Origin of the sequence: Streptomyces mobaraensis NBRC 13819 = DSM 40847, assembly GCF_017916255.1 — a bacterium.
In the GTDB taxonomy this organism is placed as follows: Bacteria; Actinomycetota; Actinomycetes; order Streptomycetales; family Streptomycetaceae; genus Streptomyces; species Streptomyces mobaraensis.
In genome coordinates this window covers 4,224,673-4,241,592 of sequence record NZ_CP072827.1, presented here as the reverse complement: position 1 = coordinate 4,241,592, position 16,920 = coordinate 4,224,673, and the positions used below count along the sequence as shown (strand labels likewise).

Annotated in this window: 16 protein-coding genes; 9 read left to right on the top strand and 7 right to left on the bottom strand. The window is 71.1% G+C overall.

Annotation, left to right across the window (positions count from 1 at the left end; genetic code table 11):
* Positions 1-136: 136 nt before the first annotated feature.
* Both J7W19_RS18205 and J7W19_RS18200 read right to left on the bottom strand, forming a co-directional pair.
* Positions 137-673: a hypothetical protein gene (locus tag J7W19_RS18205; RefSeq protein WP_004949555.1), complete on the bottom strand. Its 537-nt coding sequence runs from the start codon at positions 671-673 to the stop codon at positions 137-139.
* A gap of 153 nt (positions 674-826) precedes the next feature.
* Entirely contained in the window at positions 827-1,069 is a 243-nt protein-coding gene (locus J7W19_RS18200; protein WP_152263243.1) for a hypothetical protein, read from the bottom strand.
* A gap of 172 nt (positions 1,070-1,241) precedes the next feature.
* On the opposite strand from J7W19_RS18200, the gene J7W19_RS18195 reads away from it, so the two are divergent.
* From J7W19_RS18195 to J7W19_RS18170, 6 genes are all read left to right on the top strand, one after another.
* Complete coding sequence (locus J7W19_RS18195) at positions 1,242-2,171, top strand: HhH-GPD family protein (protein ID WP_004949550.1); 930 nt, start codon at positions 1,242-1,244, stop codon at positions 2,169-2,171.
* 206 nt (positions 2,172-2,377) lie between these two features.
* Positions 2,378-2,926: a SigE family RNA polymerase sigma factor gene (locus J7W19_RS18190; protein WP_004949546.1), complete on the top strand. Its 549-nt coding sequence runs from the start codon at positions 2,378-2,380 to the stop codon at positions 2,924-2,926.
* Complete coding sequence (locus J7W19_RS18185) at positions 2,914-3,600, top strand: hypothetical protein (protein WP_004949544.1); 687 nt, start codon at positions 2,914-2,916, stop codon at positions 3,598-3,600. Before J7W19_RS18190 ends, J7W19_RS18185 begins: the two co-directional genes overlap by 13 nt.
* Before the next feature lie 16 nt (positions 3,601-3,616).
* Positions 3,617-4,327, top strand: a complete 711-nt coding sequence (gene cseB, locus J7W19_RS18180; RefSeq protein WP_004949540.1) for a two-component system response regulator CseB — start codon at positions 3,617-3,619, stop codon at positions 4,325-4,327.
* An 86-nt stretch (positions 4,328-4,413) separates the two neighbouring features.
* Positions 4,414-5,715 (top strand): two-component system sensor histidine kinase CseC, encoded by a 1,302-nt coding sequence (gene cseC / locus J7W19_RS18175; protein ID WP_004949537.1) that lies wholly within the window; start codon positions 4,414-4,416, stop codon positions 5,713-5,715.
* A gap of 119 nt (positions 5,716-5,834) precedes the next feature.
* Positions 5,835-6,677 carry a hypothetical protein gene (locus J7W19_RS18170; protein ID WP_004949534.1) on the top strand — a complete coding sequence of 281 codons (843 nt, stop codon included), beginning with the start codon at positions 5,835-5,837 and terminating at the stop codon, positions 6,675-6,677.
* Positions 6,678-6,741: 64 nt separating this feature from the next.
* On the opposite strand, the gene J7W19_RS18165 is transcribed toward J7W19_RS18170, so the two are convergent.
* Entirely contained in the window at positions 6,742-7,458 is a 717-nt protein-coding gene (locus J7W19_RS18165) for a M23 family metallopeptidase (protein WP_004949531.1), read from the bottom strand.
* A gap of 344 nt (positions 7,459-7,802) precedes the next feature.
* Here J7W19_RS18165 and J7W19_RS18160 point away from each other — a divergent pair, with 344 nt between their 5' ends.
* Positions 7,803-8,153, top strand: a complete 351-nt coding sequence (locus tag J7W19_RS18160) for a trypco2 family protein (RefSeq protein ID WP_004949527.1) — start codon at positions 7,803-7,805, stop codon at positions 8,151-8,153.
* The gene (locus J7W19_RS18155; protein WP_004949523.1) at positions 8,150-11,404 is read left to right on the top strand and encodes an NACHT domain-containing protein; all 3,255 of its coding nucleotides are present in this window, start codon (positions 8,150-8,152) and stop codon (positions 11,402-11,404) included. The genes J7W19_RS18160 and J7W19_RS18155 overlap by 4 nt, the downstream gene beginning before the upstream one ends.
* Positions 11,405-11,483: 79 nt before the next feature.
* Here the strand turns inward: J7W19_RS18155 and J7W19_RS18150 are convergent, their stop codons facing one another.
* The gene (locus J7W19_RS18150; RefSeq protein ID WP_004949520.1) at positions 11,484-14,009 is read right to left on the bottom strand and encodes an ATP-dependent Clp protease ATP-binding subunit; all 2,526 of its coding nucleotides are present in this window, start codon (positions 14,007-14,009) and stop codon (positions 11,484-11,486) included.
* 500 nt (positions 14,010-14,509) lie between these two features.
* Here J7W19_RS18150 and J7W19_RS18145 point away from each other — a divergent pair, with 500 nt between their 5' ends.
* Complete coding sequence (locus J7W19_RS18145; RefSeq protein ID WP_051072672.1) at positions 14,510-15,373, top strand: SCO3374 family protein; 864 nt, start codon at positions 14,510-14,512, stop codon at positions 15,371-15,373.
* Here the strand turns inward: J7W19_RS18145 and J7W19_RS18140 are convergent.
* The 3 genes from J7W19_RS18140 to J7W19_RS18130 form a co-directional block, all read right to left on the bottom strand.
* Positions 15,304-15,642 carry a histone-like nucleoid-structuring protein Lsr2 gene (locus tag J7W19_RS18140; RefSeq protein ID WP_004949517.1) on the bottom strand — a complete coding sequence of 113 codons (339 nt, stop codon included), beginning with the start codon at positions 15,640-15,642 and terminating at the stop codon, positions 15,304-15,306. The two genes, J7W19_RS18145 and J7W19_RS18140, sit on opposite strands and share 70 nt — an antisense overlap.
* A gap of 165 nt (positions 15,643-15,807) precedes the next feature.
* Positions 15,808-16,356 carry an amino-acid N-acetyltransferase gene (locus J7W19_RS18135; RefSeq protein WP_078588144.1) on the bottom strand — a complete coding sequence of 183 codons (549 nt, stop codon included), beginning with the start codon at positions 16,354-16,356 and terminating at the stop codon, positions 15,808-15,810.
* A 9-nt stretch (positions 16,357-16,365) separates the two neighbouring features.
* Positions 16,366-16,761: a BlaI/MecI/CopY family transcriptional regulator gene (locus tag J7W19_RS18130; RefSeq protein WP_078588143.1), complete on the bottom strand. Its 396-nt coding sequence runs from the start codon at positions 16,759-16,761 to the stop codon at positions 16,366-16,368.
* Positions 16,762-16,920: the final 159 nt, after the last annotated feature.

The following is a 16,920-nucleotide window of genomic DNA, read 5'->3' as shown; positions in this document are numbered from 1 at the left end:
TGATCCCACGCGAAAACTCTACGAGAGATCCGGCCGGGCTCCACCCCGTACCCGCCGTATGAGTGCTTACTTTTCTCATCATCCGACCGACAGGGCACGCCTTTCTGTCGTTTCACGCCGCAAATCTCACGCCCCTTCAGTCGCGGGGGTCCTGCCGGCGCCATTCCGTCCGGTGCCCGAACCCCCGTCCGTTGTCGACGAGTCGGAGCCAGTCGGGGCGCAGCTCCCAGAGTTCGGCCCGGTCCATCGCCTGCCGCAGCCGTTCCGAACGCTCCACGTAGGGGAAGCGGGTGCGGTACGCGTCCCAGGCCGCCGCGCGTTCGGCGCCGGCGAGGAGGCGGCAGGAGCCGTGCCCCTGGACGCCGGTGAGGGCGGTCCATTCCTGGCCGTCGCGCTGCGCGGTGAACGCGACGCGGGCGTTCCCGGACGCGAGGGCACGGCCGTGGCGGGTGGTGGTGGAGGTGACGAAGACGAGGGAGATCTCGTCCTCTCCGCGGTCTTCACCGGGCGAACCGGGCTCGTACGGCGGCGGGTTGCGCACCGCGTAGAGCACCGCGCACGCCTGCGGACCGTCGTCGTCGCCATAGGCGAGGGTGAGCGTGGTGTGCGCGTCGAGGGCCGCGCGGATCTCCGGCGGCGGGCCGGCGACCGGACCGGTGTGCGTCTCCGTCATGGGCCCAGTCTCCGTCATGGACCCCATCCGCCCCCGCCGCCGCAGACCGGCCGAGCCCCACCGCCGGACCCGAACCGACCCGGCCCCCACCGCCGGACCCGCCCGGCCCCCCACCGGCACGGACCCGAACCGACCCGCCCCCGTCACACCCCGTTACGACCGGTGGCAGATGAAGCGCCGGCTCCCGCTCGCCGTCGTCTCGACGATCGCGCTCGGGCACCCCTCGGGGCAGAGCGGAGCGGCGGCGGCCGTGTTGCGGTAGCGCTCCGGCGGGTGTTTGCAGGCGGAGCAGTACCAGCCCGGCGCCAGGCCGGGGACAGGCGTCATGTCCCACCACAGCGGGTTCGCGCACGCGCGGCAGCGGACCAGGGGCGGGGCTTCACGGCGGCCTTCCACGGCTCCATGGTCGGCGGCCGGACCGTCCGGCGGGCCCCGGGCCGCCAGGGATCACCCGTACGAGACCCCCGCGCCCGCCCCGTTCCACCCCTCCCCCTCACCAAACCCCGGAGCACCCCCTGAAGTCGGCGTTTTCTCACCCCGCGCGCCCCCGTGCCAGGATCGGAACGCCATGACTACGACTCCCGCCCCGCCCAAGCCGGCCCCCGGCCCCGGAACCACCGCCTCCGAATCCGCCCTGCACCTCCCGGTGATCGCCTGGTTCGAGGCCCACGCCCGGGACCTCCCCTGGCGGCGCCCGGAGGCCGGCCCCTGGGGCGTGATGGTCAGCGAGTTCATGCTCCAGCAGACGCCCGTCAACCGCGTCCTGCCGGTGTACGAGGAGTGGCTCGCCCGCTGGCCGCGCCCCGCCGACCTGGCCGCCGAGCCGCCGGGTGAGGCCGTCCGCGCCTGGGGCCGGCTCGGCTACCCGCGCCGGGCACTGCGGCTGCACGCCGCGGCGACGGCGATCACCGAGCGGCACGGCGGCGTGGTGCCGGACGACCACGCCGAGCTGCTGGCCCTGCCGGGCGTCGGCGAGTACACGGCCGCCGCCGTGGCGTCCTTCGCGTACGGGCGGCGCCACGCCGTCCTGGACACCAACGTGCGCCGGGTCCTCGCCCGGGCGGTCACCGGCGTCCAGTACCCGCCGAACGCGACCACCGCCGCCGAGCGCCGGCTGGCCCAGGAGCTGCTGCCCGGCGAGGAGGCGGTGGCCGCCCGCTGGGCGGCGGCGTCCATGGAGCTGGGCGCGCTGGTGTGCACGGCCCGCACGCCGGTGTGCGGGCGCTGCCCGATCGCCGACCGCTGCGCCTGGCGCGCCGCCGGCTCCCCCGAGCACGACGGGCCGCCGCGCCGCGGCCAGACGTACGCGGGCACCGACCGCCAGGTGCGCGGCAAGCTGCTGGCGGTGCTGCGGGAGGCGGTGGCCCCCGTGCCGCAGGAGGCGCTGGACGCCGTCTGGGACGAGCCCGTGCAGCGGGCCCGGGCCCTGGACGGGCTGGTGGCGGACGGGCTGGTGGAACCGCTGGAGGACGGCACCTACCGGCTGCCGCTGACGTAGCGGAGCCCGTCTCCGCCCCCCTGTGAATCGGACAGAGCTGCCCTTACCCCCCTCCTGTTACACAACCTATGGACAGCTGTGCACCAGCCGCAGTGCTGCTGCACATCGCGTCGCAACAGCTCCTCCGTAGCGTCCTCTCCGTGCTGGAGGACCGTCCGGCGCGCACCAGCAGGCACGGGGACGCAAGCGGAATGGAGGCTGCGAGTATGGCCAGCAGCGGCAAGGTTCTGGACTTCGAGGAGTACGTACGCAACCGTCAGGACGCTCTCCTGCGGAGTGCGCGGCGGCTCGTCCCGGACCCCATCGACGCTCAGGACCTGCTCCAGACCGCGCTGGTCCGCACCTACGGCCGCTGGGACGGGATAGCGGACAAGTCGCTCGCGGACGCCTACCTCCGCCGTGTCATGATCAACACTCGTACGGAGTGGTGGCGGGCCCGTAAGCTCGACGAGGTGCCCACCGAGCAGCTTCCCGACGCGAGCGTCGAGGACGGTACCGAGCAGCACGCCGACCGCGCGCTGCTGATGGACGTCCTCGGGGTCCTGGCGCCCAAGCAGCGCAGCGTCGTCGTCCTGCGACACTGGGAGCAGATGAGCACCGAGGAGACGGCGGAGGCGCTCGGCATGTCGACCGGCACGGTCAAGAGCACCCTGCACCGGGCGCTGGCCAGGCTGCGCCAGGAGCTGGAGAACCGGGACCTGGACTTCCACGCCCTCGATCGTCACGAGCGGGGGCAGGAACGGTGCGCGGCCTGAGAAAGGCGATCGGCGACAAGGCCGGCCGGACCGATCCGGCCACGCGACCCACCCGTCCCGCACTGATCGCCGGCGGGACGGTCACGGCGTTCGCGGCGGTCGCCGGACTGCTGCTCGCGGGCTGCAACACCAGCAGCGAGGGCGTCCGCAAGGAGGGCCCCGCCCAGCCGCAGTCGGCGGCGAAGGCGGAGACGCGCACCACGACGCCGTCCGCGCCGCCCACCCGGCGGAAGATCGACGCCGCCGCGCTGATCAAATCCGATCCGAAGATCAGCGAAGCGGTCAAGAAGAACTTCAAGCCGTGCGTGAAGGACCAGTACCCGGTCGACGTCATCTACGGGCAGCTGACCGGCGGCTCCCGGGACGACGTCGTCGTGAACATCCTGACCTGCGGCGACGCCATCGGCATCGGTTCCTATGTGTACCGTGCCAAGGGAGACTCGTACGAGAATGTGTTCTCGTCCGAGCAGTCGCCCGTCTACGCCGACATCGACCGCGGGGACCTGCTGATCACCTCGCAGATCTACGGGTCGGGCGACCCGGTCGCCGACCCCTCGGGCGAGGACGAGGTGACCTACCACTGGTCGGACGGCAGGTTCCGGGAGACCGGACGCACGCACACCGACTTCAGCAAGGTCGGCGGCAGCACGGGCAAGAGCGAGAATTCGGGCTAGGAGGGCTGGGAGCGGCGTGGCCGATACGCATGTGCTCTTCGTCGAGGACGACGATGTGATCCGCGAAGCGACGCAGCTCGCCCTCGAACGGGACGGCTTCGTCGTCACCGCCGTGCCCGACGGGCTCCAGGGCCTGGAGCGGTTCCGGGAGCGGCGGCCCGACATCGCCCTGCTCGACGTGATGGTCCCCGGCCTGGACGGCGTCAGCCTCTGCCGGCGCATCCGCGACGAGTCCACCGTCCCCGTCATCATGCTGTCGGCGCGCGCCGACAGCATCGACGTCGTCCTCGGCCTGGAGGCCGGCGCGGACGACTACGTGACCAAGCCCTTCGACGGCGCCGTCCTGGTCGCCCGGATACGCGCGGTGCTGCGCCGCTTCGGCCACGCCAGCGGCGCGGCGGGGGCCTCGGGAGGGGACGAGCACGGCGGCATCGAGGGCGGCGGCCTGCTGCGCTTCGGCGACCTGGAGGTCGACACGGAGGGCATGGAGGTCCGCAAGGGCGGCGCGCCCGTCGCCCTCACCCCGACCGAGATGCGGCTGCTGCTGGAGTTCTCGTCGGCCCCGGGGACCGTGCTGTCCCGTGACCGGCTGCTGGAGCGCGTCTGGGACTACGGCTGGGGTGGCGACACCCGCGTGGTGGACGTCCATGTGCAGCGGCTGCGGGGCAAGATCGGTCAGGACCGTATCGAGACGGTCCGCGGTTTCGGCTACAAACTCAGAGGCTGAGCTTTCGTGACCCGCCCCCACCAGGTCGCACCCCTCCGCGTCGCGCCCCTCCGCATGGACGCGGTCCCCGAGGAGCCCCGCGCGCCATGGTGAACCTCACCCTCCGCAGCGGACTGCGCTGGAAGGTCAGCCTCGCCATCGCCGGCGTCGGCGCGCTGATCGCCGTCGCGCTCAGCCTGGTCGTGCACAACGCCGCCCGCGCCTCCATGATCAACAGCAGCCGGGACGTGATGGACCAGCGCATCCAGCTGGCCGAGCGCTACTACCGGACCAGCCAGGGCCGGACCACGCTGCACGCCAAGGTCGACGACCCCGCGCTGCCCGAACAGCTGCGGGAGGCCGCCGCCCTCGGGCAGCGCGCCACCTTCGTCCAGGACAGCGGCGGCTCCGCCCCGCAGGTCTGGGCGTCGGTCCCGCTGGCCAACGGCAAGATCCTCTCCATGCACCAGCCGTTCCAGGACCGGCTGAAGATCCTCGACGAGATGGACCGGGCCCTGATCATCGGCTCGGTCTCGGTCGTCCTCGGCGGCTGCGCGCTCGGCATCCTCATCGGCGGCCAGCTCTCCCGCCGGCTCCGCAAGGCGTCCGCCGCCGCCCGCAAGCTCGCCGACGGCGACCGCGACGTCCGGGTGCGGGAGGCCATCGGCGGCCGGGTGCGCGACGAGACGGACGACCTCGCCCGCGCCGTCGACGGCATGGCCCAGGCCCTCCAGGACCGCCTGGAGGCGGAACGGCGGGTCACCGCCGACATCGCCCACGAACTGCGCACCCCCGTCACCGGCCTGCTGACGGCCGCCGAACTGCTGCCCCCGGGCCGCCCCACCGAACTGGTCAGGGACCGCGCCCAGGCCATGCGGACCCTCGTCGAGGACGTCCTCGAGGTGGCCCGGCTGGACGGCTTCGCCGAACGGGCCGAGATGCAGGAGATCGAACTCGGCGAGTTCGTGGTGCGCCGGGTGCGGACTTTCTCGCCGGAGGCACGGGTCACCGTCGTCCGCCACGCCTACGTCAACACCGACCCCCGGCGGCTGGAGCGCATCCTCGGCAACCTGCTCGCCAACGCCGCCAAACACGGCCGCGGCCCCATCGAGGTCACCGTGGAGGGCCGCGTGCTGCGCGTCCGCGACCACGGCCCGGGCTTCCCCGAGGACCTGCTGCGGGAGGGCCCGAGCCGCTTCCGCACCGGCAGCGAGGACCGGGCCGGCAAGGGCCACGGCCTCGGTCTGACGATCGCGGCGGGCCAGGCCCGGGTGCTCGGCGCCCGCCTCACCTTCCGCAACGCGGACCCGGAGGCGGCGGGCGGCGGCGGGGCGATCGCGGTGCTGTGGCTGCCGGAGTCGTCGCCGACGAGCACGGGGACGTTCCCGATCATCCGGGTGCCGGACTGATCGTCCGCCCCCGTGGGTGTCACCAGGGGTACGGGTCGTCCCGCTCATGATCGCCATTACAGTTGCGGGCTGAACCGAGGGCGCCGGACGGACGGGCGCCGCACCACCAGGGGGAACTGATGGGCATCAAGGGACGGCTCGGAAACGTCGGCGGAGCGCTGACCCAGGCGGCGAGCGCCGGGAAGGCCGCGGCCGAGCGCGCCGCGGCGGCCGGGCGGGAGGCGGCCGGCCGCTCCGCGACGGCGGGCCGGACGGCGGCGGACGCGGGCCGGGACCGGCTGGCCGCCGGCGGCGACTGGGTCATGGAGGCCCTGGAACGCCTCGGCGCCCCGGACGCCCCGGCCACCCGGCCCTGGAAGGTGTCCCTGGGCACCCTGATCGGCAGCCACCCGCTGGTCCCGGCGGCGCTGGCGAAGCCGCTCCGGCTCCTCGACCGGTTCGGCGCGGTGTGCGTGGGCCCCGACTCCGTCGGCTTCGACGGCGATGACATCCCCTGGGACAAGGTCGTCGAGATCCGCATGGTCGGCGGCTACCGCTCGCTGACCAAGGACGTCATCGACGGCGCCTTCGAAGGCGTGCGGCGCGTCCTGATCGCCGTCCCCGGCCGCGACTGGGTCCTGGACCGGGTCGCGGAGGCCCTCACCACCCTCCTCTTCCGCCGCCTGCGCGGCGCGGACGAGACGGGCACGGTCCAGAACGTGCTCGTCCCCGGGGAGATCGTCTACCGGGGCGCGCTCGGCCGGAAGAAGAGCTGCGAGGCGAGCCTGTACCCACTCGCGTTCCTGCTCGGCAGCCCGGCGGTGGTGCACGGCCTCCTCACGACCGCCGAGGCCCGCGGCGTCGCGGTGGTCCGCCCCGAGGGCGGGATCGACGTCGTCGAGCTGGCGGTCCTGCGGGAGCTGGAGGCGCGGGCGGGCGGCGGCCCGGCCAAGACCCTGACCACGGCGACGACAGCCCCCTGACACGCGGAAAGGGCGGGGAACCCCGTGAAGTGGGGTTCCCCGCCCGTCGGCGTCGCGCCGTCCGTCAGAGCTTCTCGCCGTGGCCGCTCAGGAAGCCGAGCGGCTCGACGGAGGAGCCGTAGTTCGGGGTCGTCCGGATCTCGAAGTGCAGGTGCGGACCGGACGAGTTGCCGGTGGAGCCGGACAGGCCGATCTGCTGGCCGGCGGTCACGCTCTGGCCGACCTGGACGGCGACGGACGACAGGTGCGCGTACTGGGAGTACGTGTTGTCGTCATGCTTGATCACGATGGCGTTGCCGTACGCGGCACCGTCACCGCCGCCGTTCGCACCGGCCTTCACCACGACACCCTTGTGCACGGCCTTCACGGCGGTGCCGCTGGGCACGACCAGGTCCTGGCCGCTGTGCTTGTTGGCCCACATGTTGCCGTCCTTGCCGAACGGCTGACCGATGACGTACTCGTCCACCGGCTTCACCCAGGCATCGGCCAGGTTCCGGACCTGGGACCGGTCGGCCCGCTCCTTGTCGGCCGCGCGCTTGGCCTGCTCGGCCTTGGCGGCCTTCTCGGCGCGCTCCTTGTCGGCGACCTTCTTCTGCGTCTCGGCCTGCGCCTTCAGCGACTCGCCGAAGGCGGTCGCGGAGTCGGCGGACAGCACGGAGACCCCGTGGACGACGGGCTCCGCGGCCAGCGCCACGCCCGCACCCAGTGCCAGCGACGCGCCCAGGCCGACGGCCAGAGTGGTGGCGGTGCGGCGGGTACGGAAAACGTTGCGCTTCGACATAAAGAAAAACCTCCAGGACAGGAATCGATCCCGGCTGCGGACCGGGATCGCCCTACCTTGATAGCCGCCGCTTCCCAACCGCTCCAAGTGGCCTTTCTACGACCACCCCTAGTAGAAACCGAAAAGTCGTCCGGCCCCCCATCCCCCGGAATACCGGGCACGCTTCCCGCAATTCCGGAGCCTTCTTTCCTGCTAAAGCGCGTAGTACTCCCGAATTGGCCTGTGTGCCTTGTCACCGGAGCGGCACCACCAACTCGTCCGTTTCGGGACCAAAGCCCCCCGGCCGCCGGTACGCTCCCGGTCAGCAAACGCCCACGCACCGCGACGCCCCGGGGACTCACGACATGACCGACGCATCACCTTTCGACGGCATCGAACTGGCCGAGGCCGTCGAGGCCATCCGCACCGGCCTGACCAGCGCCGCGGCGACCGGCGAGGGCAAGGACCTGGGCTTCGAGGTCGGCGACATCACCATGGAGTTCGGCATCGAGATGCGCCGCGAGCTCAAGGGCTCCGGCAAGGTCCGCGCCTGGGTCGTCGACGCGGGCACCGACGCCACCCGCGGCTCCTCCCGCACCCACAAGGTCACCTTCACCCTCACCCCGAAGGACATGCGCACCGGCACCGGCTGGAAGGTCGGCAACCAGCGGCCGGGCGGGGTGTCCCACTTCGGGACGGTGGAGCCGGGGCAGTGACGCCGGAGGACCGCGTCGTCGCGGTCCTGGGGGCGCGGCAGGGCAGCGGCGTGCTGCTCACGCCGGACCTCGTCCTGACCAGCGCGCACGTCCTGGACGGCGACACCCCGGTGGAAGCCGTCGCCCTGGGCAACGCCGCGCCGACACCCTGCGACGTCCTCTGGCGCGGCACTCCCGACGCCGGCGACGCGGCCCTGCTCCGGACCCGCCGCCCGCTGGTGGACGCGGAAGCGCTGCCGCCGCTGCGCTGGGGCGTCCTCTCCACCCGGGAGCCGGTGCCGGGCTGCCAGGTCCTGGGCTTCCCGGACGTGGAACGGTCCGCGCTCGGCGACCTGGACATCGCCCAGGTCCCGGGGACGCTCACCCCGGGCGCGGCCCGGATACGCGGCCGGTGCGTCCTCCGCACCGACCACCACCCGCCGGCTCCGTCCCGCCCGGGCACATCGCCCTGGTCGGGCCTCTCCGGCGGCCCGGTGTACGCCGGGCCGCTGCTCGTCGGCGTGGTGGCGGAGGACCGGGAGGGCTGGCAGCACTCCGCCATCGAGTCCGTCCCCCTGTTCCGCATCCTCGGCGAACCGGGCTTCGCCGCGGCCCTGGCCGAGCACTGGCCCGACGCCCCCGCCCCCGTCCCGCTGCATCACCCGCGCGTCGACGACTTCGCGTTCGAGGCGCGCTACGCGAAGGCGGTCAAGGCCCGCTACGGGCAGCTGGAGGTGTTCGGCCTCGACGATCTGGGCGAGCACGAGAGGCGCTGGGACCTGGACACGGCGTACCTCAGCCTCCAGGCGGAGGCCGCCCCGGGCCGGGACGGCGTCCGGGCCCCGCAGGAGCCCCGCCGCGTCGAGGACCTGCTGGCGCTGCACCCGCGCGCGATCCTGCGCGGCGAGGCCGGCGCGGGCAAGACGACGCTCGTGTGGTGGCTCGCCTCGCACGCGGCGTGCCAGACCCTGCCGAGGAAGCTGGCCGCCCTGAACGGGCTCGTCCCCTTCGTCGTCCCCATGCGCCGCCTGGCCGCCCTCGGCATCACCAGCCCCTCCCCCGCCCAGCTGCCCGGCATCGCCATCCAGGAGGACGGCATGCCCGACGGCTGGGCGGGCCGCATGCTCGACGCCAACCGGGTCCTGCTCCTGGTCGACGGCCTGGACGAACTCCCCCGCGAGCACCGCGCACCCGCCCGCCAGTGGCTCGACGAGTTCCTGCGCCGCTACCCGCTGACCCGCTGCCTGGTCACCGTCCGCCCGCGCGCCGTGGAGGACGGCTGGCTGGAGTGGCAGGACTTCCAGGAGCTGCGGATGCTGCCGATGAGCGACGGCGACATCCAGGAGTTCGTGAGGGCCTGGCACAACGCGGCGCGCCTGGGCAAGCACGGCGAGGAACGCACCCGACTGGACGACCTGGAACGCAAGCTCGCCTCCGAGTTCCAGCGCAACAAGACCCTCAGCGACCTCGCCCGCACCCCTCTCCTCTGCGCCGTCATATGCGCCCTCCACCGCCGCCGCAGCGGACTCCTCCCGCACACCCGCTGGACCCTCTACCACTCGGCCCTCGCCATGCTCCTCGGCAACCGCGACGCCCGCCGGGGCATCGGCGCCCCGGAGGGCATCGAACTGGAGGCCGAGGACGCCCAGCAGCTCCTCCAGCACATCGCCATCTGGCTCGTCCGCAACCGGCAGACGGAACTCACCCGCAAACAGGGCGCCCGGCAGATCGAATTGGCCATGCGCAGCCTGCGACAGGTCAGGTCGTACACGGCAGACGCCCTGATGGGTCATTTGCTGAATCGCAGCGGCCTCTTGCAGGAACGGTCACCGGATTCCATCCAGTTCATCCACCGGACGTTCCAGGACTTCCTCGCGGCCAAGGAATTCCAGGATTCCGACTGCCTGAAGGAATTGCTCGACCACGCCGCGGAGGAACAGTGGCAGGACGTCATCCGGCTGGTCATCGGGCACTGCAACCGCCGTGAGACCGAAGCGGTGATCTCGGGGCTCGTGGCCGCCGGTGAAGCCGCCGGGCAACGGGAGGCCCAGTTCGCACTGCGCACCCTCGCCGTGGAGTGCGCGATGAGCGCGGGGGCGCTCGACGACAGCCTGCACGACGTGGTGTGGGAAAGGCTGAGGACGATGGGCGCTCCCCGCACCGATGTGGAGGTCATCCACTTGGCCTCGCTGGGTCCGGACGCCCTGGCCGTGATTCCCGAGCCGGAGGGCCTGGATTCGGCGGAGGCCGTCGGATATGTACAGGTGCTGAGGCAGCTCGGCGACGCCGGACTTTCCCACCTGGCGCGCTACGGCCGACTCGGCGCCCGGGACGTCCGCGCGGAAATCGTCGCGTCGTGGCCCTATCTGGACACGCCGCAGTTCGCGGAAGAGGTCCTCGCGGGCATGCGATTCGACGACATGGGCGTGCGCGTCTTCCGCCGTTCCCAGCTCGTCCACCTGCCGCGCCTCGGTCGCATCGACAGGCTGTTCATCTCCGGGGATTACGACACGGAAAGCCTCCGGACGGCCCTGCGGGGATGCACCATGCGACAGCTCTCGCTCAGCCGCAACAACTCACTCGCCGACCTCGACCTGCTGCGTGACCATCCGGAGATCGAAGAGCTGTCGATCCGGTACTGCCCCATGGTGAAAGATCTGTCAGCGCTGGCCGAGCTGAACCTGGCGGAACTGGTTTTGGTCAACCACCGTTTGCCCTCCACCGCGTTGACCGTGCTTCCGAGTCTCGTCGGCCTCCGCACCCTGTCGCTCGACCACCTTGCCGACAACGACGGGCGTTTCCCGGACCTGCCGCCCGGTCTTGAGCATCTGACCGTGTTCTCGTCCAACGCGCTGCGGCTCGGCAGTCTTGTGATCCCGCCGAACTTGAAGGGTCTGTTCCTCTACGCGGAACCGGCAGAGTCACGCGCACTCCAACACCTGCGTGAACGGCCGCACCTGACCGAACTGGGACTACTGGAGAAGACCCTCGACGATCTGGACGAGAGGGACTGCCTGCCCGGCATCCAGTTACTCACCCTGGTAATGGACAAACCCGCCCTGGCGCCCGATCTTCGTCGTCGCTTCCCAGAGCTGCGGAAGGTTCGCATCGAAGACGAGCGGGACGACGCCGAGCAGGCTCTCGACCTCTCGGCATTGCTCGGCGAACCGGACCTCGAAATCGAGGTCGCAAGCCTCAAGGGCCATCCGACCGTCCTCGACCCCCACCGCTTCGGCGACCGCCTGACCGTCAACGGCCGGCCCGCCGCATAAAGCCACCGGCCCCGGAACCGTTCACACGGTCCCGGGGCCGGCAGCCCTACTAGGCGTTAAGCAGGCGCTACGCGCCGCCTCACGCGTCCTTCGACAGGTTCGGACCGGCGCCGCCGGCCGCCTGCTCCACCGGCGGGGTGTCCGGCAGGGCCGACTTCTCCTCGCCGCGGAAGGTGAACTTCTTCTCCTCGCCCTCACCCTCGGTGCCGACGACCACGATGTGGCCGGGCCGGAGCTCACCGAAGAGGATCTTCTCGGAGAGGATGTCCTCGATCTCGCGCTGGATCGTCCGGCGCAGCGGGCGGGCGCCCAGGATCGGGTCGTAGCCGCGCTTCGCGAGCAGCTGCTTCGCGTCGCCGCTCAGCTCGATGCCCATGTCGCGGTCGCGCAGCCGCTCGTCCACCTTGGCGATCATCAGGTCGACGATCTGGATGATGTCTTCCTGCGAGAGCTGGTGGAAGACCACCGTGTCGTCGACGCGGTTGAGGAACTCGGGCCGGAAGTGCTGCTTGAGCTCCTCGTTGACCTTGGCCTTCATCCGCTCGTAGCCGGTCTTGACGTCGCCCTGGGCGGCGAAGCCCAGGTTGAAGCCCTTGGAGATGTCCCGGGTGCCGAGGTTGGTCGTCATGATGATGACCGTGTTCTTGAAGTCCACGACCCGGCCCTGGGAGTCGGTCAGGCGACCGTCCTCCAGGATCTGCAGCAGCGAGTTGAAGATGTCCGGGTGGGCCTTCTCCACCTCGTCGAAGAGGACCACCGAGAACGGCTTGCGCCGCACCTTCTCGGTCAGCTGGCCGCCCTCTTCGTAGCCCACGTAACCGGGGGGCGAACCGAAGAGGCGCGAGACCGTGTGCTTCTCGCTGAACTCCGACATGTCGAGGGAGATCAGCGCGTCCTCGTCGCCGAAGAGGAACTCGGCGAGCGTCTTGGACAGCTCGGTCTTACCGACGCCCGAGGGGCCGGCGAAGATGAACGATCCGCCCGGACGCTTCGGGTCCTTCAGACCCGCACGGGTGCGCCGGATGGCCTGGGAGAGCGCCTTGATGGCGTCCTTCTGGCCGATGACGCGCTTGTGGAGCTCGTCCTCCATGCGCAGCAGCCGCGAGGACTCCTCCTCGGTCAGCTTGAAGACCGGAATGCCGGTGGCGGTGGCCAGGACCTCGGCGATCAGCTCGCCGTCGACCTCGGCGACGACGTCCATGTCGCCGGCCTTCCACTCCTTCTCCCGCTTGGCCTTGGCGGCCAGCAGCTGCTTCTCCTTGTCGCGGAGGGAAGCGGCCTTCTCGAAGTCCTGCGAGTCGATCGCGGACTCCTTCTCCCGGCGCACGTCGGCGATCTTCTCGTCGAACTCGCGGAGGTCCGGCGGCGCGGTCATCCGGCGGATGCGCATCCGGGAACCGGCCTCGTCGATCAGGTCGATCGCCTTGTCCGGCAGGAAGCGGTCGGAGATGTAGCGGTCGGCCAGGGTGGCGGCCTGGACCAGGGCCTCGTCGGTGATGGAGACGCGGTGGTGCGCCTCGTACCGGTCGCGGAGACCCTTGAGGATCTCGATCGTGTGCGGCAGCGACGGCTCCGCGACCTGGATGGGCTGGAAGCGGCGCTCCAGCGCGGCGTCCTTCTCCAGGTGCTTGCGGTACTCGTCGAGCGTCGTGGCACCGATGGTCTGCAGCTCGCCGCGGGCCAGCATCGGCTTGAGGATCGAGGCGGCGTCGATCGCGCCCTCGGCGGCACCCGCGCCGACGAGCGTGTGGAGCTCGTCGATGAACAGGATGATGTCGCCGCGAGTGCGGATCTCCTTGAGGACCTTCTTCAGGCGCTCCTCGAAGTCACCGCGGTAGCGGGAGCCCGCCACCAGGGCGCCCAGGTCCAGGGTGTAGAGGTGCTTGTCCTTGAGGGTCTCGGGCACCTCGCCCTTGACGATGGCCTGGGCCAGTCCCTCGACGACGGCGGTCTTGCCGACGCCGGGCTCGCCGATGAGGACGGGGTTGTTCTTGGTACGGCGGGACAGCACCTGCATGACCCGCTCGATCTCCTTCTCGCGCCCGATGACCGGGTCGAGCTTGGACTCGCGGGCGGCCTGCGTGAGGTTGCGGCCGAACTGGTCCAGGACGAGCGAGGTCGAGGGCGTGCCCTCGGCCGGACCGCCGGCGGTGGCGGCCTCCTTGCCCTGGTAGCCGGAGAGCAGCTGGATGACCTGCTGCCGCACCCGGTTCAGATCGGCGCCCAGCTTCACGAGGACCTGGGCGGCGACGCCCTCGCCCTCGCGGATCAGGCCGAGCAGGATGTGCTCCGTACCGATGTAGTTGTGGCCGAGCTGGAGGGCCTCGCGGAGCGACAGCTCCAGGACCTTCTTGGCACGGGGGGTGAAGGGGATGTGCCCGGACGGGGCCTGCTGGCCCTGGCCGATGATCTCCTCCACCTGCTGGCGGACCGCCTCGAGCGAAATCCCGAGGCTCTCCAGGGCCTTAGCGGCGACACCCTCACCCTCGTGGATCAGGCCCAGGAGGATGTGCTCGGTGCCGATGTAGTTGTGGTTGAGCATCCGGGCTTCTTCCTGAGCCAGGACGACAACCCGCCGCGCACGGTCGGTGAACCTCTCGAACATCGTTAATCGCTCCTCAGAGCGGTCAGGCAGTAAGGGGTCGGTCCCCTCCCTGTCCTTCCGCATGCTAGTCCCGCGGGACGGGACAGCTCATTCCAACTGCCGACATCCGTCCGGATCACCCCCGCGTCGACGGGGAAACCTGCTGCCGAACAGCCGACAACTCCTCCAACCCGATGGTGGGAGACGATGTTCCCGCAGGCCAGGCATATACGCCCACCGCCACTACGCCGATGGCGAACGCACCCCTGGTCCGGCAGGACCGGCCGCACCCCCGGATCTTCCCGGCGGACGCGCCTCGAGCCCTGCGGTACCGCCTCTCCCCATGGTGGGATCCCTACCCCCAGGGGCGCACGCTCCATGCGGCGCGGGCCGGCGCACTCCGCTACGGGCGAACACCCTCGCGCTACCCGGAGCGCTTGTGCGCCCCGCTCCTCCTGTACGGAGAGTGCCCAATTACGGACAGCGCGTAACCTCAAGGGGTCGGCTCAGTTGCACCGTTCATGGCCCCTGCCCTGCCGAAACCCCGCCGCGGAGACGCCACCGACGGCGTCGCCGAAGACCTCACCGGCATCCTCCCGGCGGACCGCCGGCGGCGCTGGTACGAGCGCGAGCTCGGCTGGCCCACGACCGACGGCGAACCGCTCGGGCTGCCGACCGGGCTGCGCTTCGACGCCCTGGGCCTCCCCGCGGACGCGGGCGTGGCGGTGCTGGCGCGGGTGCGCCCCACCGGGCCCGTGGCGCTCGACCGGCGGGCCGGGACGCTGTGGTTCCTGACCGCCGTGGGCAGCGCGGACGAACTGCCCGAGCTGCTGCGCTGGCTGGAGTGGGACGGCATCGCCCTGGACCTCACGGCGCTGGGCTCCGGCGGCCGGATCCCCGCGCCGGCACCCGTGGGCGCCCGGTTTCCCCGGTCGCGTACCAGCGGACCCAGCGGAGCCGGCGGAACCGACGGAGCCGGTGGGACCAAGGGAACCGATGCGACGGCCCGACCGGACCGGGATGCCCCGGTGGCCCATGAGGACCGCGAAAACCGCGCGGCCCGGGAAAGCCGGGAATACCCGGAAACCCCGGGAGAGGGGAAACCCCGGGAAAGGGGCCCTTCCGATCCGCGGGAGGCCGTATGGTTGCGGCCTCCCCGGCCTGGTCGCGAGCTGGAGCCGACACTTCCGGTGACCGGCCTCGGGGGCGGCAGGCTCGCCCCCGATTACGTACGGCTGGTGAGCGCGGCGGCCACGGAGTGCCACCGAGCCCGGCTGCTGCGCGCCGGACGGTCGCGCAGGGGGCCGACGGGGGATCAGCCGTTGGCCTTCTCGTACGCCTCACGGATCTCGGCGGGGACACGGCCCCGGTCGTTGACGTTGTAACCGTTCTCCTTGGCCCACGCGCGGATCTTCGCGGTGTCCTGGCTCGCCCCAGCGGAGGCGGCGCGGCCACCACGGCTGCGGCCCGCCGAGCGACCGCCGGTACGACGGCCGTTCTTGGCGTACGGCTCCAGCAGCCCGCGCAGCTTGTCGGCGTTGGCGGTGGTGAGGTCGATCTCGTACGTCTTGCCGTCCAGAGCGAACGTCACCGTCTCGTCCGCCTCGCCGCCGTCGAGGTCGTCGACAAGAAGGACCTGAACCTTCTGCGCCACGGGGGGATTCCTTTCATCAGCAGAAAAGGGATTACGGAGGAATAGCAAACCGCCTTTCCCGGAAAAACACAAACCCCCGGGGAAGGTTCAGTCGCCCTTCCGCACGGGAACCACGGCTTCCAGGACGGCACGATAGGGGCGCGATTCGGACATAGGGACCGGCGATCACAGATGCAGAAGCATCCGGCTGTTGCCAAGGGTGTTCGGCTTCACCCGTTCGAGACCCAGGAACTCGGCAACACCCTCGTCATAGGAGCGCAGCAGCTCGCTGTAGACATCACCGTCCACCGGGGTCTCACCGATCTCGACGAAGCCGTGCTTGGCGAAGAACTCGACTTCGAAGGTGAGGCAGAAAATGCGCCGCACCCCCAGCCAGCGCGCCGTCTGCAGCAGCTTGTCGAGTACCGCGTGCCCGACACCGCCGCCCTTGACCGTGGGGTCGACGGCCAGCGTGCGGACCTCGGCGAGGTCTTCCCACATCACGTGCAGTGCGCCGCATCCGATGACGGTACCGTCTTCGTCGCGTTCGGCGACCCAGAACTCCTGGATGTCCTCGTAAAGGGTCACCGTGGCTTTGTCGAGGAGGATGCGGTCGCGGGCGTAGGTGTTGATGAGCCGGCGCACGGCGGGCACATCGGAGGTCCGCGCCCTGCGGACGGTGAGGACTTTTGCCGGGGCGGGCCGGCCGGAAGCCGGTTCGGAAGCTGCGGGCATAAGCGGACGCTATCGCCCCGGCGGCGGCTCCTCCTCGCCGGGCCGACCGAGTTGGACGACGCGGATCGCGTCCCGGAGGGCTTCCCGTTGTTCGGCCGACATCATGCCGAAGAAGGCGACGAGAGCGGCCGCGGGGTTGTCACTCACGGACCAGGCTTCGTTCATCAGTGCGGCCGAGTAGGCGGCCCGGTTGGACACCGCCTCATATCGATAGGCCCGGCCTTCGGCTTCCCGGCGCAGCCAGCCCTTCTGATACAGGTTGTCCATTACGGTCATGACGGTGGTGTAGGCGATCGACCGTTCCTGCTGAAGGTCTTCGAGGACTTCTCGAACAGTGACCGGCCGGTTCCACTCCCACACGCGCGTCATGACGGCGTCTTCCAGATCACCGAGGCGTCGAACCACACGCGAATAATAGTGGGAGATGTCTCGAATGCCGGTTTATCGGGCTCCGGCCCGCGCGGCCGGGAAGCCGACGGAGAAGAGGCCCGCGAAAAGGGCGTGCGGCCCGGGAAATACTCCCCGGGCCGCACGCCCTGTCCACCGCCGGGTTTCCGGCGCGGT

What these genes read in the sequence shown, in the direction of transcription:
- J7W19_RS18205 (WP_004949555.1), bottom strand. Translation starts at nt 673, where the DNA reads ATGACGGAGACGCACACCGGTCCGGTCGCCGGCCCGCCGCCGGAGATC.
- J7W19_RS18195 (WP_004949550.1), top strand. Translation starts at nt 1,242, where the DNA reads ATGACTACGACTCCCGCCCCGCCCAAGCCGGCCCCCGGCCCCGGAACC.
- J7W19_RS18190 (WP_004949546.1), top strand. Translation starts at nt 2,378, where the DNA reads ATGGCCAGCAGCGGCAAGGTTCTGGACTTCGAGGAGTACGTACGCAAC.
- cseC (WP_004949537.1), top strand. Translation starts at nt 4,414, where the DNA reads ATGGTGAACCTCACCCTCCGCAGCGGACTGCGCTGGAAGGTCAGCCTC.
- J7W19_RS18170 (WP_004949534.1), top strand. Translation starts at nt 5,835, where the DNA reads ATGGGCATCAAGGGACGGCTCGGAAACGTCGGCGGAGCGCTGACCCAG.
- J7W19_RS18165 (WP_004949531.1), bottom strand. Translation starts at nt 7,458, where the DNA reads ATGTCGAAGCGCAACGTTTTCCGTACCCGCCGCACCGCCACCACTCTG.
- J7W19_RS18160 (WP_004949527.1), top strand. Translation starts at nt 7,803, where the DNA reads ATGACCGACGCATCACCTTTCGACGGCATCGAACTGGCCGAGGCCGTC.
- J7W19_RS18150 (WP_004949520.1), bottom strand. Translation starts at nt 14,009, where the DNA reads ATGTTCGAGAGGTTCACCGACCGTGCGCGGCGGGTTGTCGTCCTGGCT.
- J7W19_RS18145 (WP_051072672.1), top strand. Translation starts at nt 14,510, where the DNA reads ATGGCCCCTGCCCTGCCGAAACCCCGCCGCGGAGACGCCACCGACGGC.
- J7W19_RS18135 (WP_078588144.1), bottom strand. Translation starts at nt 16,356, where the DNA reads ATGCCCGCAGCTTCCGAACCGGCTTCCGGCCGGCCCGCCCCGGCAAAA.